Source organism: Corynebacterium ulceribovis DSM 45146 (assembly GCF_000372445.1).
In the GTDB taxonomy this organism is placed as follows: domain Bacteria; phylum Actinomycetota; class Actinomycetes; order Mycobacteriales; family Mycobacteriaceae; genus Corynebacterium; species Corynebacterium ulceribovis.
The window spans coordinates 839,128-863,234 of sequence record NZ_AQUY01000001.1 but is presented as its reverse complement, the minus strand read 5'-3'; the positions used below and the strand labels follow the sequence as shown (position 1 = coordinate 863,234).

The 24,107-nt window shown below is 58.4% G+C and carries 21 protein-coding genes and 1 pseudogene; 12 read left to right on the top strand and 10 right to left on the bottom strand.

Features of this window, described 5'->3' with window-relative positions:
• Positions 1-112: 112 nt before the first annotated feature.
• The 3 genes from A3EC_RS0103960 to A3EC_RS0103950 are packed head-to-tail and all read right to left on the bottom strand — an operon-like array spanning position 113 to position 2,539.
• Positions 113-523 carry a hypothetical protein gene (locus A3EC_RS0103960; RefSeq protein WP_018023877.1) on the bottom strand — a complete coding sequence of 137 codons (411 nt, stop codon included), beginning with the start codon at positions 521-523 and terminating at the stop codon, positions 113-115.
• A 46-nt stretch (positions 524-569) separates the two neighbouring features.
• Complete coding sequence (locus A3EC_RS0103955) at positions 570-2,291, bottom strand: DEAD/DEAH box helicase (protein WP_018023876.1); 1,722 nt, start codon at positions 2,289-2,291, stop codon at positions 570-572.
• A complete protein-coding gene (locus tag A3EC_RS0103950; RefSeq protein WP_040427909.1) occupies positions 2,288-2,539 on the bottom strand; it encodes a DUF3039 domain-containing protein in 252 nt (83 codons plus the stop codon). Before A3EC_RS0103950 ends, A3EC_RS0103955 begins: the two co-directional genes overlap by 4 nt.
• Before the next feature lie 71 nt (positions 2,540-2,610).
• Between A3EC_RS0103950 and A3EC_RS12395 the strand changes: the two genes are divergently transcribed.
• From A3EC_RS12395 to galE, 6 genes are all read left to right on the top strand, one after another.
• Positions 2,611-3,132: a DUF3099 domain-containing protein gene (locus tag A3EC_RS12395; protein WP_051060981.1), complete on the top strand. Its 522-nt coding sequence runs from the start codon at positions 2,611-2,613 to the stop codon at positions 3,130-3,132.
• Entirely contained in the window at positions 3,125-4,747 is a 1,623-nt protein-coding gene (locus tag A3EC_RS0103940) for a DUF7782 domain-containing protein (protein WP_018023873.1), read from the top strand. Before A3EC_RS12395 ends, A3EC_RS0103940 begins: the two co-directional genes overlap by 8 nt.
• Positions 4,748-4,755: 8 nt before the next feature.
• Positions 4,756-5,190, top strand: coding sequence for a D-aminoacyl-tRNA deacylase (dtd, locus tag A3EC_RS0103935; protein WP_026162182.1), 435 nt, complete (start codon positions 4,756-4,758; stop codon positions 5,188-5,190).
• A 107-nt stretch (positions 5,191-5,297) separates the two neighbouring features.
• Entirely contained in the window at positions 5,298-6,287 is a 990-nt protein-coding gene (locus tag A3EC_RS0103930) for a sigma-70 family RNA polymerase sigma factor (protein WP_018023871.1), read from the top strand.
• A 221-nt stretch (positions 6,288-6,508) separates the two neighbouring features.
• Entirely contained in the window at positions 6,509-7,195 is a 687-nt protein-coding gene (locus A3EC_RS0103925; RefSeq protein WP_026162181.1) for an iron-dependent transcriptional repressor DtxR, read from the top strand.
• 3 nt (positions 7,196-7,198) lie between these two features.
• The gene (gene galE, locus A3EC_RS0103920; RefSeq protein WP_018023869.1) at positions 7,199-8,188 is read left to right on the top strand and encodes a UDP-glucose 4-epimerase GalE; all 990 of its coding nucleotides are present in this window, start codon (positions 7,199-7,201) and stop codon (positions 8,186-8,188) included.
• A 70-nt stretch (positions 8,189-8,258) separates the two neighbouring features.
• Here galE and A3EC_RS0103915 read toward each other — a convergent pair whose 3' ends face one another.
• Positions 8,259-9,344 carry a DUF4192 domain-containing protein gene (locus A3EC_RS0103915; RefSeq protein ID WP_156812816.1) on the bottom strand — a complete coding sequence of 362 codons (1,086 nt, stop codon included), beginning with the start codon at positions 9,342-9,344 and terminating at the stop codon, positions 8,259-8,261.
• Positions 9,345-9,513: 169 nt separating this feature from the next.
• On the opposite strand from A3EC_RS0103915, the gene A3EC_RS0103910 reads away from it, so the two are divergent.
• Together A3EC_RS0103910 and A3EC_RS0103905 are read left to right on the top strand one after the other, a co-directional pair.
• Entirely contained in the window at positions 9,514-10,482 is a 969-nt protein-coding gene (locus A3EC_RS0103910; protein ID WP_018023867.1) for a proteasome assembly chaperone family protein, read from the top strand.
• A gap of 76 nt (positions 10,483-10,558) precedes the next feature.
• Positions 10,559-13,081, top strand: a complete 2,523-nt coding sequence (locus tag A3EC_RS0103905) for a DEAD/DEAH box helicase (protein WP_018023866.1) — start codon at positions 10,559-10,561, stop codon at positions 13,079-13,081.
• Between the two features lie 9 nt (positions 13,082-13,090).
• Here the strand turns inward: A3EC_RS0103905 and A3EC_RS13230 are convergent, their stop codons facing one another.
• From A3EC_RS13230 to A3EC_RS12385, 3 genes and pseudogenes are all read right to left on the bottom strand, one after another.
• Complete coding sequence (locus A3EC_RS13230) at positions 13,091-13,576, bottom strand: neutral/alkaline non-lysosomal ceramidase C-terminal domain-containing protein (RefSeq protein WP_281163678.1); 486 nt, start codon at positions 13,574-13,576, stop codon at positions 13,091-13,093.
• A 15-nt stretch (positions 13,577-13,591) separates the two neighbouring features.
• Positions 13,592-14,728, bottom strand: a pseudogene (locus tag A3EC_RS11290) (neutral/alkaline non-lysosomal ceramidase N-terminal domain-containing protein); the annotation flags it as partial.
• 81 nt (positions 14,729-14,809) lie between these two features.
• A complete protein-coding gene (locus A3EC_RS12385; RefSeq protein ID WP_018023863.1) occupies positions 14,810-15,031 on the bottom strand; it encodes a twin-arginine translocation signal domain-containing protein in 222 nt (73 codons plus the stop codon).
• Positions 15,032-15,158: 127 nt separating this feature from the next.
• Between A3EC_RS12385 and hrpA the strand changes: the two genes are divergently transcribed.
• The gene (gene hrpA, locus A3EC_RS0103895) at positions 15,159-19,130 is read left to right on the top strand and encodes an ATP-dependent RNA helicase HrpA (RefSeq protein ID WP_018023862.1); all 3,972 of its coding nucleotides are present in this window, start codon (positions 15,159-15,161) and stop codon (positions 19,128-19,130) included.
• Positions 19,131-19,141: 11 nt separating this feature from the next.
• Here hrpA and nrdR read toward each other — a convergent pair whose 3' ends face one another.
• Complete coding sequence (nrdR, locus tag A3EC_RS0103890; protein WP_026162178.1) at positions 19,142-19,606, bottom strand: transcriptional regulator NrdR; 465 nt, start codon at positions 19,604-19,606, stop codon at positions 19,142-19,144.
• 101 nt (positions 19,607-19,707) lie between these two features.
• Positions 19,708-20,022: a LysM peptidoglycan-binding domain-containing protein gene (locus A3EC_RS13040; protein WP_018023860.1), complete on the bottom strand. Its 315-nt coding sequence runs from the start codon at positions 20,020-20,022 to the stop codon at positions 19,708-19,710.
• A 483-nt stretch (positions 20,023-20,505) separates the two neighbouring features.
• Between A3EC_RS13040 and lexA the strand changes: the two genes are divergently transcribed.
• The 3 genes from lexA (at position 20,506) to A3EC_RS0103865 (ending at position 22,799) form a co-directional block, all read left to right on the top strand.
• Positions 20,506-21,198 (top strand): transcriptional repressor LexA, encoded by a 693-nt coding sequence (lexA, locus tag A3EC_RS0103875; protein WP_018023858.1) that lies wholly within the window; start codon positions 20,506-20,508, stop codon positions 21,196-21,198.
• A gap of 210 nt (positions 21,199-21,408) precedes the next feature.
• Positions 21,409-22,203 (top strand): DeoR/GlpR family DNA-binding transcription regulator, encoded by a 795-nt coding sequence (locus A3EC_RS0103870; RefSeq protein WP_018023857.1) that lies wholly within the window; start codon positions 21,409-21,411, stop codon positions 22,201-22,203.
• Between the two features lie 53 nt (positions 22,204-22,256).
• Positions 22,257-22,799, top strand: coding sequence for a hypothetical protein (locus A3EC_RS0103865; RefSeq protein WP_018023856.1), 543 nt, complete (start codon positions 22,257-22,259; stop codon positions 22,797-22,799).
• Here the strand turns inward: A3EC_RS0103865 and A3EC_RS0103860 are convergent, their stop codons facing one another.
• A complete protein-coding gene (locus A3EC_RS0103860; protein WP_018023855.1) occupies positions 22,800-24,098 on the bottom strand; it encodes a uracil-xanthine permease family protein in 1,299 nt (432 codons plus the stop codon).
• Between the last annotated feature and the right edge of the window lie 9 nt (positions 24,099-24,107).

The following is a 24,107-nucleotide window of genomic DNA, read 5'->3' as shown; positions in this document are numbered from 1 at the left end:
CTCCAAGTTATCGCTTAAAAAACTGTGAGAGTCAGGGTTTGATTCAACCTAAACTAGGGGTAATCCGAGAATTTCGGCTATGTGACCTCGGCAAACACGCTATGGCGATTCGCTATGGCAGCAGGCGATCCATGACGTATTGCTGCGCACACTGCCCCGCTGCCGCGCTGTTATCGCCGTGTTGCTGCGCGCACTTGGTCAGGCCTTCACTGTAAAGCGATGTCACCCACATCATGAACAAGAACCCAGCCACGCCCAGCGCCGCACCGATGTATCCCAGGTAGACGAACAGTCGGCTGCGGCCGTAGGCTTTCTCCGCTTCTGGGTTCGTCCCGGTCAGCGCCTGTTCGGAGGCAATGTGCCGCAGCGCTAGAAAGCCAACTACAACTGCTGCGACGGATGCGACAATGCCGATGAAGACGAAACTGCCGATGAATCCGAGTACGCCCAAGATGAGGGTCGCCAGAGCTTTGCCGCGACCTGCCATGCCCGGCGCGATTGTGTCATCGTGCGCTTGTGTCATTGTGTCCTCCGTTGCTGGTGGCTGCGTTCGGTTGCGTTCGCCCCTGTTATAGCCATTGCCTGATCTTACTGATCCGGCTGTGCAGTTGTTCTTCGGAGCACAGTGCGGTCGGTGGTCCGCCGCAGGCTTGGCGTACTTGATTGTGGATTTGGCCGTGTGGCGTGCCGGTCCGCGCCGCGAGTAAGGAGACCAGTGCGTTGAGTTCCTTGCGCAGTTTGGGCAGGACTTGGCTGGCGACCCGGGCTTTGGCTGCTTCGGGGTCGGCGCCGGAGATTTTTTCGGCGGAGGGTACTTCCGGTGCGGTTGGGGCTTGTTGACGTTCACTTTGGGCATCGAGCTGCTGCGTCTGCCGTCTGTTGAGCAGCTCACGCATAGTGTCGGCATCAAGTAGCCCGGGGATGCCAAGGTAGTCGGCTTCTTCGGCGGAGCCGGCAACGGTTGGGGTGCCGTAGGTCGCGCCGTCGAAAATGAGGCTGTCTAGTTCGGCGTCCGCGCCGAGGGATTCGTAGGCAGGAAGTTCGTCGGTTTCCGAGGTCTTCTTGTTTGCTTGGACGACTAGTTCGTCATCCCAGCCTTCGTTTGGCCGGTCTGGTTTACCGAGGACGTGGTTTCGTTCGGCTTCCATGCGCGAGGCTAGGTCCAGTAGGACAGGCACGCTTGGCAGGAATACGGAAGCGGTTTCGCCTGGGCGGCGGGAACGGACGAATCGTCCGATGGCTTGGGCGAAGAACAATGGTGTCGATGCGCTAGTTGCGTAGACGCCAACCGCTAGGCGGGGTACATCCACGCCTTCGGACACCATGCGCACTGCCACCATCCATTCATCCGTGGAGGCGGAGAACTGTTCGATGCGTTCGGAGGAGCCGACTTCATCCGACAGCACGACTGTGACCTTTTTGCCGGTGAGGTTTTCTAGGGTGCGGGCGTAAGCACGTGCTGTTTTGGCGTCGGAAGCGAGTACTAGGCCGCCGGCGTCTGGGATATGGCGGCGCATTTCCGTCAGCCTGGTGTTTGCGGCGCGCAGCACGCTTGGGATCCAGTCACCGTTGGGGTCAAGCGCGGTGCGCCAGGCCCGAGTGGTCTGTTCCGGGTTGAGTGGTTCACCTAGGCGGGCAGCGAACTCTTCACCGGCACTGTCGCGCCAGCGTGCTTCGCCGGAGTAGGCCAAGAAGACGACTGGGCGCACTACTCCATCGCGCAGCGCGGAGGAATACCCATAGTTGTAGTCGGCGGCGGACTGTAGGTGGCCTTCGCCGTCAGGTGAATACCGCACAAATGGGATGGCGGCGTCGTCGGAGCGGAATGGCGTACCGGTTAGGCAGAGCCGTCGGGTGGCGTCATCGTAGGCTTCGACGATGCCGTCGCCCCACGACTTAGCGTCACCGCCGTGGTGAACCTCATCGAGGATGACCAGGGTGTTTCGGGCCAGTGCAATCGCCCGGTGCTTCCATGGATTGACCGCCACTTGGGCGTAGGTCACTGCGATGCCGTGGTAGGACGGGTTGACCACACCGGTGGAGTTGGAGAAGTTCGGGTCCAGGCTGATGCCGGAGCGAGCCGCCGACTCGGACCACTGCACCTTCAGGTGCTCGGTCGGGACGACGACGATGACTCGTTGCACAATGCCACGCGAAAGTAGCTCCGCGGCGATGCGCAGGGCGAAGGTGGTTTTACCTGCGCCCGGCGTTGCGACCGCCAGGAAGTCTTTCGGGTTTGTATCCAGATATTTGGTCAGCGCTTCTTGCTGCCACTGCCGCAGTCCACTCACTTTTTACGAAGTGTGCGGTAGATGCGTTCGCAGTCTGGGCATACTGGCGAACCAGGTTTTGCCGATTTGGTCACTGGGAAAGTTTCGCCGCACAGCGCAACGACGTATTCCCCGCTGACCGCTGAAGAGACGATCTTGTCTTTCTTCACGTAGTGGAAGAACTTGGGGGTGTCGTCGTCGGTGTGGTCGGTGACGTCGACGTCTGGTCGCTCAATAGTTGTTGTCTGTGTCGTGCTCACTCTCCCCATCATGCCCCACCTCAGCGGCGATTGAAACGTGAGGGCGCGGTGCCAAGCTCAAGGGGTATACGATCAACGACATGCGGATGCCTTGGCAGCGCAAGAAACGCGCACTGATTACCGAAATGCGGGAGACCCCTCTCGAAAACCACAATAGGCGGGTCCGCGACTACAACTGGCTGCAAGGCCTGCGGGTTCCGCTGCTTCTTATGGCTGCGTTGTTCTACTTGGTGTGGGAGAACGTGTGGCTGGCAGCCATCGTCAGCATTATCTCAGTGCCACTGCCGTGGATTGCAGTGGTCGTTGGCAATAACGCCGGTGAAAAGCCTGATGCTCGCAGGCCTCGGGTGTATAAGCCCGCGGTTGCACGTCAACAAGCAGAACAGGCCCGACAACAATTGGCCGCGCAGGAAGGCCTAGCTGGTACTGCCGAACCTCAGCCGGGCAGGCTGACAAGTTCAGGACAATTGGCGTTGCCGGCCGGCCAAGGTCCGGTCATCGACGCCGAACCCGCCAATGACCCCATTGTGATTGACCACGACGATGACTCGTCGCCTCCCCGAGCGGATGACCACTCGGAAAAGGATGTTGAAGATGACTAGCCTTACCCCAATTTCCACCGAGTTTGCTACTGCCATCAGCCAACAGCTCCGCGGCTTAGGGCTGACGGAGGCAGGTGTTCGGGCTGCCCTGGGCGCTGAAGGTTGGGCAGCACTCCTTCGGCGCGAACCAGCTGCCGCCGACTGGCATCTGCACCGACAAGTCGCGGCCGATGCCACGTCACAACAGGTGGCGACAGCGCTGCGGGCGGTTATTTTGCGGCAGCCGGTGACGGAAGCGGACTTGGAGGCAGCATTTGGCCCTGAACTCGTGGGACTCGGTGCCGACTGCGGCGCGATTGCTCGAACTGCAGATGGTGCGGTGCGCATTACGGTCAATGTGCAGCCAATGACGGTCGGCGCTCCGGCTGATGCTCAGGCCGGTGGGCAGGCCGGTGAGCAGACCGGTGCGCAGGCGGATGCCTCGGACTATTTCCTGTTTTCGGACCAAGACGCCGCGCTCGCTGAGTTCGTGCCAGACGCTGACCATGTACCTGGCGCGGGTCAAGCCTCGTTGACACTGGCTGATTCAGTTCCGACTACGCCGACTGCGTCCTTGCTGGATGTGGGTTGTGGTTCGGGTGTGCAGATGTTGTTGCAGGCCGGCCAATGCGCGCAGCTAACCGGAATCGATGTGTCTCAACGCGCCGTGGACTATGCCACCGCAACGATGCAGGCCGCTGGGCTGTCGCACCGCAGCCGGGTGCTCGCTGGTTCCTGGTTTGAGCCGGTGGCGGGCGAAAAGTTCACCCGGATTGTGGCGAATCCGCCGTTTGTGGTGGGCCCGCCGAAAGTTGAACATGTTTACCGTGATAGCGGCCTGGGTCTTGATGAGGCCTCTCGACTTGTCGTGTCGCAAGCAGCTGACTATCTAACCCCAGGCGGCACAGCGCATTTGTTGGCTTCGTGGGTGCATGTGGCCGAGCAGGCGTGGCAACAGCGGGTGGCGTCGTGGCTGCCAGCGGAGGGTGTGCGCGCCTGGGTGTTGCAGCGCGATGTTGCCGACCCGGCGTTGTATGTCGGTACGTGGCTGCGCGATGAGTCGATTGATCCGCGCAGTCAGGTGGCCCGTGAGCGCACCCAGGAGTGGCTCGACTACCTCTACGCCCATGATGTCGACGGTATCGGTTTCGGATTCATTGTGCTGCAAGCCATTTCGGGTCCGAGTGAGGTCGTCTGCGAAGAGTTCGACCAGCCGTATACCGATCCGCTGGGCACGGAAGTTGCCGAATATTTGCTGCGTGCTGACTGGTTAGCCAAGCAAACCTCCGATTCGGTGGGCGCTGCCAGGTATCAGCTGCGGCCAACGGTGGCGCGGGAAAACGTCGCGGTGATGGACACCGATACCGGTATGGGGTTTGCCCCGCAGGTGGTGCGATTGACTCGGATGGATGGGCCACGGTGGTCCCATGATGTCGACGAGCTCACCGCAGCGTTGGTCGCCGGCCTGCGCCCCGATGGGTTACCGCTCGACGAGGTTGCGGCGTTGTTGGGCTATTCCCAGGGGCTTGATGACGATGGCGTGGCAGCGTTAGCCAACGCCGCTCGCGGAGTGATAGTCGATTTGGTGCGGCACGGACTGGTGTTGCCCGCAGAAATTTCCGAAGTTCAGGAGTAGAAACCGCAGTGAAAGCAGTATTAACCCGAGTGTCTGAAGCATCCGTCACTGTCGACGGCCAAGTTGTTGGTCAGATTGATGGTGGCAGCACCGGCGGGATTTTGGCGCTCGTCGGGGTGGGTCGAGACGATGCACCTGATGCCTGGGAAACGGTAGCCCGAAAAATTGCAGAATTGCGCATTTTAGATGGCGAAACCGCGGCGGTGGATGTGGGAGCTCCAGTGTTGGTGGTCAGCCAGTTTACGTTGATGGGCGCCACGGCAAAGGGGCGGCGCCCGTCGTGGTCAGCAGCAGCGCCTGGGGATGTTGCCGAACCGGTCATTGCGAAGATTGTTGCCCGGCTACGCGAGCGCGGGCTACAGGTTGCCGAGGGACAATTCGGCGCGATGATGTCCGTGCATTCGGTGAATCAAGGCCCGTTTACTGTTCTGGTTGAGGCGTAGACCACTTCGTCAAAAAGCCCAAATATGCAGGCATAACTGTCTCGGGAACAAAACTAGGCACTTGTGCGTTGTAGATATTGAATCGTCTAACTCAGGAGGCAGATCTAGTGACAAGTGCACTGACGCAATTCGAAGAGTACGACACAGGTGGTTCGAAAGAATCCCGCCATAAAAGCGACGCAGGTTCCCCATCGTCCGACTTGGTTCGCGTCTACCTTAACGGCATTGGCCGGACCGCACTGCTGAACGCTGAAGAAGAAGTCGAGCTATCCAAAGCCATCGAAGCTGGACTATACGCGGAACATTTGCTGGGCGGTGACGAAAAGCTCACCCGAGCCCGCAAACGTGATTTGAAGATTATTGCTCGCGAAGGTCGTGCCGCACGCAGTCACCTCCTAGAAGCTAACCTCCGCCTGGTGGTCTCCCTGGCAAAGCGCTACACCGGCCGCGGCATGCCACTGCTGGACTTGGTGCAGGAAGGCAACTTGGGCCTCATCCGCGCCATGGAAAAGTTCGATTACGCCAAGGGCTTTAAGTTCTCCACCTACGCCACCTGGTGGATCCGCCAAGCCATCACCCGCGGCATGGCCGACCAATCCCGCACCATTCGCCTGCCAGTCCACCTCGTGGAGCAGGTTAATAAGCTCTCCCGTATTCGCCGCGAGATGTACCAGCACTTGGGCCGTGAAGCGACTAATGAAGAACTGTCGGAAGAATCTGGCATTCCAGTGGAGAAAATTGAACTGCTGATGCGCCAGTCCCGCGACCCTGTATCGCTGGACATGCCGGTGGGTTCGGATGAAGAGGCACCGCTGGGCGACTTCATTGAAGACTCCGAAGCAACCGATGCAGAAGCGTCGGTGGTCGCTACCCTGCGCCACCAAGATATTCGCCAGGTGCTGGGCACCTTGGAGCAGCGTGAACAGGAAGTTATTTGCCTGCGGTACGGCCTGAACGATGGCCTGCCACGCACGTTGGACCAGATTGGCCGCCACTTTGGCCTCTCCCGCGAACGCGTCCGCCAGATTGAGCGTGAAGTGATGGCCAAGCTGCGCAATGGGCACCGCGCCGACCGTCTGCGTGCGTACGCCAAGTAGCTCGCGCTAAGTAGCTCGCGTCAAATAGGTCACCGCAAGTAGCCCTGACGCGTAGCAACACGCCATTGAAGCTTCCACGAGCCCGTCGCTGTTTTACTTCGGCGGGTTCGTGGTTTTTTATCCCCACAGGCCGCATTCGCCGCGCGTGCGGCGGTGTACTCCCCCACTGTTTTGCCGACTAGGTAAGCTCGATGCATCACTGTTTGTAGAAAGGCATCGTCTTGAGGGAGCTCGTCGACACAACCGAGATGTATCTTCGCACCATTTTTGAGTTGGAAGAAGAAGGCATTTTGCCGCTGCGGGCACGAATCGCAGAACGGCTGGAGCAGTCCGGCCCTACTGTCAGTCAAACAGTCGCACGGATGGAACGCGACGGACTGCTGCATGTAAAAGAAGACCGCAGCCTAGCGCTCACCACCGAAGGCCGGAGCTTAGCGACCGCCGTGATGCGCAAGCACCGGCTGACTGAACGCCTGCTCACCGACATCATTGGTCTGGAATTCGACAAAGTCCACGATGAGGCCTGCCGCTGGGAACACGTCATGTCTGAAGAAGTCGAGCGCAAACTCTTTGACGTGCTTGGCCGCCCCGGTACCAGCCCATTCGGCAACCCAATCCCAGGCCTCGACAAGCTGGGGCTGACACCAGCGGCCATGGAAGGCAACGGCACCGTAAGTCTGGCGGATTTGGACACTGCTTCCGAACATACGGTGTCGGTACGTCTTATCCATGAGCTGCTGCAGTCCGACCCGCTTGTGATGAACGAGCTGCATGATGCAAAGGTCTGCGCCGGCAACACCATTACGGTCCGATTTGCCCACGACGATGCCATTTTGACCACGGACGCCGGTGAAGTGCGGCTGCCAAAACGACTGTGGCACGCGGTAGACGTGTCGAAGGAGAAGTAGCAGATGAAGATTCTGGTCACCGGCGGTGCAGGCTATGTTGGCAGCGTCTGCGCAGCAATTGCGATTGAACGCGGCCACGACGTCACCATTATCGACAATTTGACCACCGGTAACCGCGCAGCTGTACCCGCTGATGCCACCTTCATCGAAGGCGATGCCGGTGAATTGGCCGCATCAGTGCTTAGTGACGGTCACTTTGACGCTGTGATGCATTTTGCAGCTCGATCACTGGTCGGCGAGTCGATGGAAAAACCGGCCGACTATTGGCATGCCAATGTGGGCACCACCTTGAAACTGCTTGACGCGATGCGGGAAACAGGCACCGGCAACTTGGTGTTTTCCTCCACTGCAGCGACCTACGGTGAACCAGAACAGGTCCCGATTACCGAGACCATGCCAACTGCACCAACGAACCCGTATGGTGCAACCAAACTGGCGATTGACTACGCCATCACTTCCTACGCCACCGCCTACGGTCTCAGTGCGACGAGCTTGCGCTACTTCAACGTCGCTGGGGCATACGGGGATTTCGGGGAAAACCGGGAAGTAGAAACCCACTTGATTCCGTTGGTGTTGCAAGTTGCGCTGGGACACCGCGACAAGATCTTTATGTTCGGCGATGACTGGCCAACCCCAGACGGCACCTGCGTCCGCGATTACATCCACGTCGCAGACCTCGCCGACGCACATCTGCTGGCTTTAAAATCGAATCGTGCCGGTGAACACCGCATCTTCAACCTTGGTTCTGGTGACGGTTTCTCCGTCCGCCAAGTCATTGAAACCTGCCGGGAAGTGACTGGGCACCCTATCCCAGCAGAAGTGGCCCCGCGCCGAGCTGGTGACCCCGCTACCCTCATCGCCTCGTCGCGTCTGGCGATGGCGGAGCTGGGCTGGCGCCCACAGCGCACGGATCTGGAAACCATTGTCTCCGATGCTTGGCGGTTTACGGCGGACTTGGGCGACCGTGCTCATTCGGCTAAACGCGTCCGATAGCCGTGGCTGCCGCTGCCTAGTTGGGCTCGCCCCGTGACAAGCCAAGTTCCGGACCAGGCGACAACCAAAGTCAGCTAGCTAGTTCAGTGGCAGTTTCCACCAGTTCAGACGACGTAGCGATCATCCCACCGACTACCCCACTGATGTCGTCGTATACCAACGCAGTTTGAATCAGCTGCGCCAACCGATGTTCCGGTGCGGCAGCCAACGCCGCTGCCAGAGCCGCATGGCCTACCCCTTCTGCCCCACACTCGAAACGCTCCACGGCATAGAGCACCAGAGCGTTGGCGCGGACATGGTCGGTAGTTAGCCGCGCCAGCTCCAGCCAGGTCTCCCGCGCGGTGGCCCGCAATGGTGAATTACACAGCGCAAAAAGCATGTCCCGCAGTGTGGTGTGCGTCAGCGGCAACAGCAATGCCCGCAATGCTTCAGTGTCTTGGTGCAGCTCGGTGATATTCAGTCCGCCTTCGTCGATGTTGGCCAGCACAGCTCCGGTTTGGCTCATGGCGTCGCACAGCAATGAGTTTGGTGCCGACGGAGCACTTGGGTGTAGCTGCGCTGCTACCGTCGCAATGCATTCGGACAGGACCTGCCGCACTAGCCGTTCCCAACTGCCGTCTACCGACGGTGGGCGTACCTGGAACCGTCGATCCAACTCCGTTTTTGACCCAGCGATGGGTTCGCCAGCTTGATCTGCGCGGCGAGCTGACCAGGAACGTTCCACTTCTGCGATTGTGCCGCCACTATTCGGGTTGGTCAGTGAGATAAATCGACGCCCAGTCGAGATAATGTCCGCGGCGAAAACTTCACCGACCTCAATGCCACTGTCAGCCAGCCAATTGCGCAGCACGGCAGCAAGCCACATGAGGTAGGAACACTGCTCGGTTTGTACCGCTTTCGTCACAAAGTAAATGTGCACATCCGTCACCCCCTCGGCGCGCAACACATCTGCGGTCGCATCTAATAGGTCTGGGGCGTCCAACCCGTCAATGGGGCGGGAAAGCACGGGGCCGGGCAGGTAGCCACTGTCTGTCGCGGTGACCAGGATTACCTTTTCCTTGGGGAAATAGCCTAAAATTCCAGGGATATTGGCGAAGGTGTCAGCAGGGTTGCGGAAGTTGAAACGGTCAGGGTTCGGCGCATCGGAGTAAGTCATGGCCTTACTGTGACCGAGCCCGCGGACATACCCGTCGAAAAATTCGGCCGCACCGCGCACACCTGGGGATAACCGTCACGCTGTGGAGTTTTCCAAACAAGGTTTCGGAATACCTACCGGGCTGGCGGTGTTGTTGTGAGTAGACTTTGGCGAAAAGGAGGGGTGCGATATGCACGACAATGATTCGTACCGCCACTTCGATGAGCGGAAGAAGGACGGTGCGGGTGCCATGTACGAAATGGAATTCCCATCACCGGAGGTTGGTTCTTCCGACAATGGTGTGACAATGGTGATCGCGCTGCAGGGCTACGCAGACGCAGGTCACGCAGTAACCCGCTCCGCGCAGCACTTGCTCGATGCGTTGGATAGTCGGCCAATCGCCACGTTCAATAATGACGAACTGATGGACTACCGTTCGCGGCGACCAGCAGTGACCATCGCCGATTCCAAGGTGGTGGACATTGACAAGCTGAACCTGTCCCTGCATGTGCTCCGCGACACTGAAGGTCACCCATTTTTGTTGCTGTCCGGCCCCGAACCGGACCTGCGGTGGGACGCATTCGCCGGTGCGGTCGCTGACTTGGCGGACCGGTTTGATGTTGCCGAAGCGATTTCGCTTTATGCTGCGCCGATGACGGTGCCGCATACCCGCCCGATGGTGATCACTGCTCACGGCACGGACCGCAAATCGGTGCAGAATTTCCATTCCTGGCCAATCCAGATGCAGGTGCCGGGCGCGGCAAGTCTACAGATTGAGTCCGCAATTGGCGCGCGCGGCCGCAACACGGTCGGCTTGACTGCACATGTGCCACACTATGTTTCCGGTTCAGAGTATCCGGAGGCGATTTTGCGGCTGCTGGAGGGCGTCAGCAAACTGGCGGATTTGTCGCTTCCGCTGGGGGCGATTGAGAAGGACGCCGAGCGTTCGCTTGAGCAGCTGGCGGAGCTGACTGAAGAGAACCAGGAAGTTGCCGCGGTGGTGCAGATTCTGGAGCAGCAGTACGACGAGGAGTCGGCGCGGCTGAAGGAATTGCGGTCGAACCCATTGCTTGATGACGGACAGGTGCCGTCCGGCGAGGAATTGGGCGCTGAGTTTGAGCGGTTCTTGGCGGAACGCGACCCTGGTGAGAATCAGTAGCTAGCAGCACTAGCGACAATCAGTAGCGCGGCTTGTCTGGCGGCTCAGTTACCCTGAGGGAGTGAACCTTTCTCAGATGCTGCCAGATTTAGCTGACGTTCCGGAGTCGCTCATTGATGAAGCGATCTTCGATTCTTTCCTCGCATGGACAAAAGCGAATGGGATTGCGCTTTACCCTGCGCAGGAGGAAGCATCTTTAGGCATCCTCGCCGAGAACAATGTCATCTTGGCCACCCCAACCGGTTCCGGTAAATCCATGGTGGCGATTGCCGCGCACTTTATCGCCCTAGCCCGCAAACAGCGCAGCTTTTACACGGCCCCGATTAAGGCACTGGTCAGCGAGAAGTTCTTCGCACTATGTGAGGTTTTCGGCGCCGACAATGTGGGCATGATGACTGGCGATGCCACCGTCAATGGCAAAGCACCGATCATTTGCGCCACCGCTGAAGTATTGGCCAACATTGCACTGCGGCAAGGCTCCGAAGCTGATGTGCAGCAAGTGGTCATGGACGAGTTCCACTACTACTCCGATCCAGACCGCGGCTGGGCATGGCAGGTACCACTGCTCGAGCTACCAAAGGCGCAGTTCCTGCTGATGTCTGCCACATTGGGCGATACCAGTGACCTGTCCAAGGATTTGACCGCTCGCACCGGCCGCGACACCGACTTGGTTGCCGGCGCTATCCGACCAGTCCCGTTGGACTTCCACTATGTCTACACGCCTGTGCACGACACCATTGAAAACCTGCTTGAGCAGGGTAAAGCACCGATCTACGTGGTGCATTTTTCCCAGCGGGAGGCAACCGAACGGGCTCAGGCCCTGACCAGCATGACGCTGGTGACGAAGGAAGAAAAGGCGAAGATTGCCGAGGAGATCGGTGACTTCCGCTTCACTTCCCCATTCGGACGTACCCTGTCCAAGCTCGTCCGGCGCGGTATTGGTGTGCACCATGCGGGCATGCTTCCGAAGTACCGCCGACTCGTCGAAAAGCTCTCTCAAACCGGCCTGCTCAAAGTGATCTGTGGCACGGACACCCTCGGGGTGGGCATTAATGTGCCGATTCGAACGGTGCTGATGACGGGTCTGGCGAAGTACGACGGCGTGCGGCAGCGCATTGTCACCTCTCGTGAGTTTCATCAGATTGCTGGCCGCGCCGGGCGTGCCGGTTACGACACCGAAGGCACCGTGGTTATTGAAGCGCCGGAGCATGAGATTGAAAACGCAAAGCTGCGCAAGCGCGCTGGCGACGACCCGAAGAAGAAGAAAAAGCTGCGGCTGAAGTCCGTGCCGAAGGGCGAGGTGACGTGGTCGGACTCGACGTATGAACGGCTCATCGATGCCGACCCGGAACCGATGGTGTCTCGGTTTGAGGTGACGAACTCGCTGCTGCTGAACGTCATTGAGCGTCCGGGCGATGGTTTCGCCCATATGAAGCACCTGCTGCGGTCCAACCACGACACCCGCACCCAGCAAAATAAGCATATTTTGACGGCTATCGAGTACTACCGTGGGCTGCTTAACGCCGGGGTGATTGAAAAGCTGGACACCCCTGACGACACGGGCCGCACCGTGCGGGTCGTGGAAGATTTGCCGCTGGACTTTGCGCTGAACCAGCCGCTGTCCCCATTCGCGCTGGCTGCCTTGGAACTGTTGGATAAGGAATCGGATACCTTCACGCTGGATGTCATCAGTGTGATGGAGGCAGTGCTCGATGACCCACGCCAGCTGCTGCAGGCGCAGCAGAAGAAGGAACGCGGCGAGGAAATTGAGGCACTCAAGGCAGAAGGGGTCGATTACACCGACCGGATGTCCATTATTGAAGACGTCACCTGGCCACAGCCGCTAGCTGAGGAACTTGACGCTGCCTACAACACATTCGTCGAAGGCCACCCGTGGGCGCGTGAGTTTTACTTGTCGCCGAAGTCCGTGGTGCGCGACATGGTTGAACATGGCATGACCTTCTCCGATGTCATTGCCACCTATGGGGTCGGCCGGAGTGAAGGTGTGGTGCTGCGCTACCTCACCGATGCGTGGCGCACGCTTGCAAAGACAGTGCCGGATGCCTACTACACCGAAGAGCTTGATGACATTGTCGAATGGCTCGGTGAGCTTATCCACCAGGTGGACTCGTCGCTGGTGGATGAATGGGCACAGATGGCTGACCCAGATAAGCCAGTGGACGCGGAAACGTTGGCCCGCGAGCAGGCCTTTGGGCAGGAACCAGACCGACCACTGACCGGTAACAAGCGTGCCTTCCGGATCATGGTGCGCAACCTCTTCTTCCGCCATGTGGAAATGTTTGCCTGGGAGAAGGAAGACGACCTGGCGGTGCTGGACGAGTACCTCGAGGACGTACCAGATTGGGGCGCCGCTATGGACGATTACTTTGACCAGTACGCTGACATTGATACTGGGCAGGCTGCGCGCGGCGGCAGCTTCTTCCAGGTGGAGGAAGGACCAGAGGTCTGGCGAGTCCGGCAGATTCTGAAGGACCCGGAAGGCGACAATAGTTTCGCTTTTGTTGGTGAAGTCGACCTTGCCGCATCCGACGAGCATGGCGAAGTCCGCTTGCGTAGCCTGCAGGTGGAACAGAACTAGCGACGCTAGCTAGCGCACGTCGAATTCGTTGGTGACGCCGACAAATGGGTGCGTTTTGCCGCCCAGGTCCCGCCAATCACCGAAGTAGCGGATTCGGTAGCGGCCCGGCGCGTTGCCCGCATGGGTTGACCACGTCACCCTGCTAGTGACCGCAAGGGCCTGCACCCGGAAAGCCACCCGCACTGACCAGTAGTTGTCGGTGGCCACCGTGGTCCAGCCACTGCCCTCTTTTCGTTCAATGCGGACGTAAGTATCCCCATGCCGAATGTTGTTGTTGGGGTTGGCTGCGCAGAATTCGGCAACGACTGGTTCGCCGCGGCGCACCCCAGCTATCCGCTTCAGACTGTCACCGTAGCGTCGGCCAGGCAGTGGTGCATCCACCCGTGGGCCACCAGCTGGCGCCGCCGGAATCTTTCCGGTGAGGTCTCCTGCTGGCTGACCAGAATTCACCGGCTTGTCCTGCGCCAGTGCGGTGGCTAGTTCATGGAAGATCATTTGTGTAGCCGGAAGCTGATGCCGACCAAATGGCGTCGCGCCGCCTTCGTAATCTTGCTGCTCATACTCTTCGGGCGTGGTGACGTAGTGGCCATAGCCCGAGGTGTACCCCTGCTTCGGATGTTGGTAGGCCTTCACCTCTGGCGGCACCATCACGCCAGTCAGTTGCGCCACTAGTGGGTTGCCGCCGCGTTCGCCTTCGTTCAACGGCAACCATTCCACTCCGCCACCATCTTCCTGTGAGGACACGGCGAATGCGGCGCCGAGGATTGCGGGACCGGTGGTGCCAGGTTTACCATCAGCGGTCCACCGGCCGGGGACACGTTGCGCTGCCATATCGCGCCAGGCATAGCGCCAGCTGACCGCGCCCGAGACGGTTTTTCCAGCAGTAGCGCTCGCTCGGACGTCTTCGGCAAGTCGGTTGCCGACAATCCACGTGTTTTCTTCCGGGTTGTTTCCCAGCCCAGTGCCAGGCTGTAAGGCAGTGTTGCCGGAAATATCGCCGGGTGTGGACTGTGCATAGGCCGCCACAAATGGGGCGTGCCCTAAGTCTGTATGGTCCACGCCATTGTTGTGTTCGGTCACCCATGCGGCGGCGCCCTTATTGTCCCCATGAATCCGCGTATTAGATGGCGGCAGTTGGGTTGGGTGGATGGCAAACCAGTTCATCACCCCGACGTGGGTGCCATTGCGGTGCAAATGCAGGCTTAGTGACGAATTGTTGACCCCGTGTGGGAAGCGCTGCTGCTCAGCTGGCGGGTTCCGTCGAAAAGCTTCTATGGATCGGTTTCGAACCAATCCCGGGACATCGCTGTGGCTGACACTGACGGTAGTTGGCTGAAAGTCGCGGTCAGCTCGGCGAATTGATTCGACAATGCCGGCGATGGTGGCTTCAAATGTCACTGGCCGAAAGCCGAATGTCGTGAGGTTGACCATGGCATGGCCACTGGTACCACCGGGACCGGCGTGCGTGTGCGAAGCGCTGAGCAGTACGTTTGCTTGGTGGTAGCGGTCGCCGAACTCTGCGCGGAGTCGGCGCAGCACTTCCAGGTGGATGCTTTGGAACATGAGTCCGAGGTCAGCGACGGTGAGAACAACTCGGTTGCCGTCTGGTTGGCCGAGGATGATGGTACGGGCGTATTGCCGTTGCGCTAGACCGGTGGTGGTTTATTCCATCACTGCGTACCCGTTCATACCGACGCCCAGTGGTTCACCGGTCATATCGGCGATACCTCAGCCGGCGTGCATAGTTGGGTTAGCTGCCGAGGTTGGTTCGGTTTGTGCACTGGCGGTTGCGGCTCCTGGCAGTGAGCGGCTGATCTGTCCTGCGACCATCGATGCGGCTCCGATGCCGGTGCCGTAGAGCATGCTGCGCCTCGTGGGTGCGAAGGTCGGCAGGTCGGTGTTGGGTGTGGCGGTGTCTTCGTGTGGCGGTTGGCTATCTGGCTGCGGCATGCGTCTCCCCGTAAGCGAGTATGTTTTCATGCGAAACTAAACCGATTGCGCACAGTTGTCAGCGTTTTACAAAAAATTCTTGCTAACTACCGCCCGACTTCCCACCCGGGCTATCCTGGTAGTTCTCATGAGCAACAACACCCGTGCCGTCAAAAAGCAATTGTTTAACCGTTTGTCTGAAGTCTCTGCCGTCGACGAACGGGCCTTCCGCAACCGGCTCCGGCGGGCAAGCACGGACACGGCATTAGCGGCCATTGCCACCGACATTGACGCAGCCGCAGCGAAACTAGTGGCGCGGAAGGACGCATTTCCGGAGATTTCCTACCCGGAGGAACTGCCGGTCTCTGGCAAGCGCACGGATATCGCAGATGCCATCGCCGACCACCAAGTTGTCATCATCGCTGGTGAGACTGGTTCGGGTAAAACAACGCAGATTCCGAAGATCTGTCTGGATGTCGGCCGTGGTCTACGCGGCCGAATTGGGCACACCCAGCCACGACGGTTGGCAGCCCGGTCGGTCGCCGAGCGCATTGCCAATGAGCTTGGGGAGCAGATTGGCCAGACTGTCGGTTACGCCATCCGCTTTGATGACAAGGTCAGTGATTCCACAGCCATCAAACTGATGACCGACGGTATTTTGCTCGCCGAAATTCAGCGGGACCGCTACCTGAATCAGTACGACACCATCATCATCGACGAGGCGCATGAACGTAGCCTTAACATCGACTTCCTCCTCGGCTACTTCCGTGAATTATTGCCCAAGCGGCCGGATTTGAAGCTCGTCATTACCTCGGCAACTATCGACCCGGAACGTTTCGCGAACCACTTCGCCGACGCCGACGGCACACCCGCCCCCATCATCGAAGTCTCCGGCCGCACCTACCCCGTCGAGGTCCGCTACCGGCCGTTGGAGGTGCTTGATGACGAAGGCAAGCTTGTTGACGAATTGGACCAGACCGACGGGGTCATAGCTGCTTGCGAAGAACTGATGCGCGAAGGCGACGGCGATATTCTGGCGTTTTTTGCCGGTGAAGCTGACATCCGAGAAACCAAAGAGGCCATGGAAGGTCGGGCTGGTCGGATGTGGTCGAATATCGACATTGTGCCGCTGTATGGTCGGCTATCAAATCAGGACCAGCACAAGGTTTTTCACCCGACAGGTCGGCGTCGGATTGTTTTGGCCACCAATATCGCCGAAACATCTCTGACGGTGCCGGGCATTCACTATGTCGTCGACACCGGTTTGGCGCGTATTTCTCGATACTCAGTGCGTACCAAAGTTCAGCGGCTCCCGATTGAACCGATTAGTCAAGCCTCGGCGAACCAGCGTTCGGGTCGTTCTGGCCGTATTGCCGATGGTATTGCCATCCGGTTGTACTCCGAGCAGGATTTTCGAACCCGTGATGAGTTCACCGACCCAGAAATTTTGCGCACCAACTTAGCCTCGGTGATTTTGCAGATGGCAGCGCTGCGGCTTGGAGATATCACTCAGTTCCCATTTGTGCAGGCCCCAGACTTCAAGGCCATCAAGGATGGTTTGGGGCTGCTCACGGAGCTCGGCGCGATTGCAGAACCACAGTCGGGCTCGCATAAGCAGCCTTCCCGCAAGCAGCCCGCAGCGGACCGTCGAGTCCAAGGTGCCGCTGCCAATTCACCGCGACTGACGGACGTTGGCCGTGACCTAGCGCGGCTGCCGGTGGACCCGCGGATGGCACGCATTTTGGTAGAAGCACACCGGAATGGTTCGCTACATCAAGTCCTGACGATTGTGGCGGCGCTGTGCATCCAGGATGTTCGCGAACGACCAACGGAATTTCAGGCACAAGCGGACCAGCTCCATGCTCGATTCAAGGATAAAGACAGTGACTTCGCTGCATACCTGAATCTGTGGGACTACCTCCAGACCAAGCGTCGGGAGCTTTCCGGAAACCAGTTCCGCAAACTCTGCAAGCGTGAGTATCTGCACTACATCCGGGTGCGGGAGTGGATGGATTTGGTTCGCCAACTCAGCCAAGTCATACGCCAATTGGGCTGGTCCTACTCCACTGCCGCGGCGGACCCGACGCTGATTAATCAGGCGCTGTTGTCTGGGTTGTTGTCCCATATTGGTATGCGGGCACCGGAAGGGAAAATGTTCCGTGGCGCGCGCAACACAGAGTTTTTGGTCCACCCGGCATCGGCATTGTCGAAGAAGCCACCACAGTATGTGATGGCCGCGGAGCTGGTGGAAACCTCTCGGCTTTTTGCCCGCGACTGTGCCCGCATTGAACCGAAATGGGTGGAGGAGCTGGCTGCTGACCAGCTAAAGTATCAGTATTCTGAGCCGCATTGGTCCACTAAACAGGCCGCTGCAATGGCGACGGAAAAGGCAACTTTGTTCGGTGTACCGATCATTGACGACCGTGAAGTGGCCTACGACAAGGTGGACCCCGTCGCGGCGCGCGATATGTTCATTCGGCACGCCCTGGTCGGCGGTGAATGGCAGACGCATCACAAGTTCTTTGCGCACAACCGCCAGCTTCTGGCGGAAGCCGCGGAACTGGAAGACAAAGCTAGGCGCCGCGACATTGTCGTAGACGACGACGCCTTGTTTGCGTTCTATGATGCGAAGCTGCCGGCAAGTTGCACCACCGGCATTCGCTTCGATCGGTGGTGGAAGCGCACAAGGCAAAAGAGCCCCGAACTGTTGAACTTTGACCCACAGAAGTTGGTCAATCCGGATAGTGCGGGTGTCGATGGGCAGGACTTCCCCGACGTATGGCAACAGGCAGATCATAGTTTGCCGCTGTCCTACAACTTTGAGCCTGGTGCACACAATGACGGCGTGACGGTGACAATTCCATTGGCTTCTCTGGCTTCGATGGAGGCGCGCGGTTTCGACTGGCAGGTGCCAGGTTTGCGGGAGGAGTTGGCCACTGCGCTGATTCGGTCGTTACCAAAGGCACAACGCAAACACATTGTGCCTGCCCCGGACTTTGCTGCCGCTGCCTTGGCACGGATGACGCCGTATCAGGGCGATTTCGCTGATGCTCTGGCTGAAGCGTTGCGTAGCTTGGGAGCTGGCGGGCTGACCGCCAGCATGTTTGATCCGACTCAGCTGCCACCGCACCTGCGGATCAACTTCGCGGTGACCGGCAAACGCGGCAAGGTCATTGACGAGGATCGGGACTTTGTGGCTCTTCGTAGTCGGCAGAAGGCTGCGCTCACCTCCGCGGTGTCTAGTACCGCGAATGAGGAAAGCCCGGCAGTCGCAGTGTGGACTGCCGACAATTTGGGCGACATTCCCGAATCGGTGCACACGAGCGTGGCCGGCCATCCGGTGACGGTGTATCCGGCTTTGCAGGCGACACGAGACGGAGTGAAGGTCCAGCGTTTCCCGACGAAGGCGGACGCGGATGTGTCCATGTTCGCAGCTACGTTGACGATGTTGCTGCGTGAAATCGTAGTCAAACCACAGTCGATGATTAAGGGGCTGCCGCTGCAGCAACGCGTCGCGGCTGAAAGTTGGCCGCATGGCGGGGTAACTGCCTTGGTTGAAGATTGCCGAGTGGCAGTAGTCAAGGATCTGCTTATCGCAGCGGGCGGACCGATGCGGTCTCCTACGGAGTTCGCGAAGTTTCTCCAAGAGACTAAACCAAAGGTTCCAGGCCAGGTTCGACAGTTGGTGGTCGCGCTTGCCCCAGCGGCAGTGCGTTATCAGCGGGTAGCAGGTCAACTAGCACAATGGACGGGGCCTGCGATTGAGGACATGTCGGCGCAGTTGGCATTTCTATTGCCGCCGCAAGCCGTGACTAAGTATGGCTGGAGTAGATTGCGGCACCTAGACCGGTACTTGCATGGGATGGAAGTACGGCTGGAGGATATGGGTCGGGATCCAGATCGCGATGGCGATTTAGAAGACCAGGCTGTGGCAGTGGAACAGGCGCTGGACAAGAAGCTGGCGCAGCTGCCGAAGGGGTTCGCTGGGTCAGAAAAGGCACTCGCGGTGCGGTGGATGATGCAGGAGTTTCGTGTCAGTTTGTTTGCTCAGCGTTTAGGAACCGCCGGATCGATTTCCGCGGCGCGGATTAGCAAGGCAATCAACAAGTTGCCGCAGTAACGGTGAGCGTCTCAGTTTTCTTCAGCGCCGGTGTTCTTTTCCCGCATCTGCCGGATTTCGGCTTCAAAGTCATCGGCAGAATTGAAGGACTTGTAGACAGATGCGAAGCGGAGATAACCAACTTCGTCGAGCTCGCGCAATGGGTCGAGAATAGCTAAGCCAATGTCATTCGATTCGATCTGCGAGGTGCCTTTTGAACGCAAGGCTTCCTCCACCTTCTGGGCAAGGACCTTGAGTTTGTCGTCGGGTACCGAGCGACCACGGCAAGCTTGGCGAACACCTTGGATGAGCTTGTCCCGGTCGAACTCTTCGACAACTCCGGAGCGCTTTGTCACCATGAGGATCGAGTGTTCCAACGTGGTAAACCGACGTTCGCAGCTCGTGCATTGGCGACGGCGTCGGATGGTGTAGCCGTTATCAATTAGCCGAGAGTCGACGACTCGAGAATTTGAGTTCTGGCAAAACGGGCAATGCACAGTGTAAAGCTTTCGGGTTGGTACGAAGAGACGCAGCAGCCAATGCCACTACCCCACAGTCTAGTTTCCCAAATCCCGTGATCGGAAAGTCTACGTCTGAGCTAGTGCGTAGCCGCGCCATCGACATCTACTGGCACAGTAATAAGTTGCCCAGACTGTAGGCCACTGTTGTTGAGGTTGTTCAGCTGAACAATGCGAGCTACTACATCAGATACGGCGGCATCTGGCGCGTTGTTCTGTGCAATAGTGGTCAGGCTTTCTCCTGGACGCACCGCCACAACTCGGGTGGTCTCTGGTACCGGTTCATAGTTGGGGCCTGTCGCCGTCCATGCGTAGATCAACCCGAACGCAAGGAACAGCGCAAAAAGCACCGTAAGCACAATGCGCTTAAGGTTTGGCGCAACGGTACGAATCACGGCGCCTCGAGGATGACCCGACTCGCTTCGAACAGATACCGCGACGCGACGACCGTGCTGAGCGGCCGAGGTGCGGCGGCGGCTTCGTGTGGCACTTCCTCGAACAGGCGTCCCACTTCGAAAACTACGCTTCGGAGCGGTTCGAACATGAACGACATGTTGGCCAGACGACGCCTTGGAGATAGATACGCGATGTGCTGGGTTTTTACGGAGTGGCATTGCGGTAGACATGATGAAACTTCTTCCTTAGTCGAACGATTTCGGGTTAAACATAACGAACTAATTCGACAAGACTTCGAACATATCGCTTACATGTTCGATTTATAGCACCCCAGTTTCACAATGTCCACACGATAGCTTGAAATTGTCGAACAGACGTACCACTCCGTTCGACTTTTAGGGTATGCTGACACTGAAAAAGAAACGCAACCGCTGCACCACACCCTGTAACCACCGCGCAGACAAACAGCCAAGGAGCGAGCAATGGCCGCAAAGTCTAAGAATGACGATCTTCTCAACGGAATCACTAACCGCCAGCGCCAGATCGTTGACGTGATTAGCAACTCAATGTCGCTTCGCGGATACGCACCGAGTTACCGCGAGATTGGCAACGCCGTTGGGCTCAAGTCCACATCGTCGGTGTCTTACCAAGTCGATGAGCTCTGCAAGAAGGGCATTATTAAGCGTGACCCGAACCGGCCACGTGCCATGGTTATCTGTGTGGACCTGCCCGGTTCGAAACGCACGTTTGCTGAACCTGACGTTGTTGATGAAGAACGGCACACTCCGCCGAGCTATGTGCCGGTAGTCGGCCAGATAGCGGCCGGAAGCCCGATCTTGGCTGAAGAGCATGTCGAAGATCACTTCGCACTGCCAATTGAAGTGGTTGGTGACGGCGAGAATTCCTTCGTCCTTCAGGTTAAGGGCGACTCCATGGTCGATGCGGGCATTTTGGAGGATGACTGGGTGGTCGTCAAGGAGACCAAAGTCGCCCAAAATGGTGACTTCGTGGCCGCAATGCTCACCGACGATATTGAACCAGCTGCCACCGTCAAAGAGTTCATCTCTAATGACACGGGCATTTGGTTGATGCCGCACAACCGCGCATACAGCCCTATCCCCGGCGAGCACGCCACTATTATGGGTCGCGTCGTCGCCGTTTTCCGGAAATTGTAAGTTCGGATGTGGCTTTAGTTGGAAGTAAAAGTCTCCCAGTCCCTCCCCACTTACCCGAACGGACACTAAGTGGGGGTAGTCATACACGCCACTACTGGGACTTTCGTCTCATGTCTTTGAAAAACCCAACTTTCGGCAGATAATAGGTGTTGACTTAATTTTCCTGGGCATGTCCGATATTGCCCGTATCAACTATCAGGACACCACGTTATGTACGCCGAAGAACGCCGTCGACAAATCGCCTCCCTCACCTCGGTGAATGGTCGAGTAAGTGTCACTGAACTATCCGAACGCTTTAACGTCACCGCTGAAACCATTCGCCGTGACCTCACCCAATTGGACCGTAACGGCGCAGTACACCGCGTACATGGCGGCGCAGTCGCAACCAAATATTTTCAAACCCACGAATTTACAGTCGACGACCGAGAACGAACACGACCGGAAGCAAAAAACTCGATTGCTCATGCAGCCTTAAGCCTGCTCCCTCACCGGCCGGCCGGAATTTTCCTCGACGCTGGGACCACGACTGCAGCTCTAGCACAAGCAATTGCTGAAACCGGAAACGACCACGGCTGGTCCATCGTCACTAATTCTCTGCCTAACGCCATGACTTTGGCAGCGAACGGCTCCTTTGAAATCCAGCTACTGGGTGGCACTGTCCGTGCCATTACTGAGGCTGTCGTGGGTGAGACTGCCTTGCGTGCTCTTGGGCTGATGCGTGCCGATGTCGCGTTCATTGGTACCAATGCCCTGTCCATTGACCATGGCCTGTCTACCGCAGACCCGCAAGAAGCGGCTGTGAAACGAGCAATGGTATCCAACGCCCAAAAAGTGGTCGTGATGTGCGACTCGACCAAACTAGGCCGCGATTTCCTAGTCAGCTTCGCGGGTATTGAAGAAATTGACGTCGTCATCACAGACTCCGCAGCATCCCCTACCTTTATCGACAACCTCCAAGCACACGACATCGAAGTCATCGTTACGGAACGGGATAGCGCAGTCTAACAATCCAAGTAAGTAAGCTAGGGCTAATTAGCCCGCTTACGATCGGAGTTTGAATGTCTGCTCTTCCGTTGCTCGATGAAGATGCGCTGGTCCTTGGTCTATCCCCAGAACTAGCGACGGAGGAAATCATTGACATTCTGATCACTCGGCTCGCCGATGCCGGGCGCACCTTCGAACCGATGGAGCTTGAGGAACTGGTGTACGCCGCAGCTCCACACGCCCCAACGCTCGAAAACGGCATCGTCTCGGTATTCGTTGACCACGGCCCAGTTGCCCATGCCACGGTAGCGCTCGCGCTGCTTAACCAACCGGCCCCCATTGCTGGACTGGCAATCGTGGTCCTACCGAAACCCGATCCACAACTAGCAGCGCACGTCAACGAATGCCTGACAGCGCCGGAGGTCACGACGGCCCTATCGTCAACAAGCACAAACGCCTTGTTTGACGCGCTAACCACCCGCCTGACGGACCAACCTGTACCTGCGCCGAGCGACGTGCCACCTGCCTACGAGCGGCAAGACGTGGGCATTCCGGATGGTGCCGAAGCGTCAATGAAGTGGTGGACCCGCTTTAAAAACGGGCTCACCGGGAAATAGCTACTTAGCCAAACGGCCCTCGCCGACCGTGTTGTACAGCCAGTTAAAGAGCGGGTACAGCACAATAATGCCAACCGAGCCCCACGCAATGCCTTGGAGTTCCACGGAACCCACACTGATGGTCAAGTTGCCGATACCCACAATCAGGGCCGTCGCAGCGACCATCAGGTTCACCGGGTTATTGAAATTGACCTTATTGTCCATCCAAATGTTCACACCCAACATGCCGATAAGGCCGTAGAGCACCACCGTCGCGCCGCCGAGGACACCAGACGGAATAGTCAGAATCAGCGCGCCAAACTTCGGGATGAAGGCCAACGCAATCGCCGTCATCGCAGCGACCCAGTATGCCGCAGTCGAATACACCCGGGTTGCAGCCATCACGCCAATATTCTCTGCATAAGTGGTGGTTGCAGAACCGCCGCCAACACCAGCCAGCACCGTCGCGGCGCCATCGGCCATAAGTGCGTCACCAGCAAGGTCATCCAAGTTGCGGCCAGTCATCGCCGACACGGCCTTCACGTGGCCAACGTTTTCGGCGATGAGCACCACCAACACCGGCAAAGTCACCAAAATAGCGTTGAGCTGGAACGATGGTGTGTGGAAAGTCGGCAATCCAATCCACGGCGCGGCCTGAACAGCAGCGGTTGCATCTGGAGCCAAATTGCCCGAAACCGCAGCAGCGAACCAACCAACGACCACGCCAACCAGCACGCCAAGGCGCGAAATCATGCCGCGAGTTGCCACCGTGGTGAAAATGATGGTGAGCATAGTCAGCGCAGCAATCCACGGCTGCTCGGCAAAGTTCGATGCAGCAACCGGCGCCAAGTTCAAACCAATCAGCGCGACAATGGCACCAGTGACCACAGGCGGCATGACCATGTCCAATACCTTGCGGCCGGCAGCCTTGACCAGCAGGCCGATGGCGAAAAGCGCAGCGCCCGTGACCAAAATGGCACCCGACTGCGCTGCCAAACCTTCACCCTGCGTCGCTGCCAATGGCGCTAGGAACGCGAAGGAGGAACCGAGGTAGCTTGGAAGACGATTGCGGGTCAGCAGCAGGAATAGGATGGTGCCGACACCAGAGAAAAGCAGTGTGGTGTTGACCGGGAAACCGGTAATGAGCGGCACCAACAGCGTTGCGCCGAACATTGCGATGACGTGCTGCATACCGACACCAATGGTGCGCGGCCACGTCAGCCGTTCCTCCGGTGCCACTACCGCGCCGGTGGTGATCCGGCGGCCATCCCCATGCAACTCCCAGCCAAAAAGGCGCCCAGCAAACTCTGTATTTTTCACAGCGCCAAC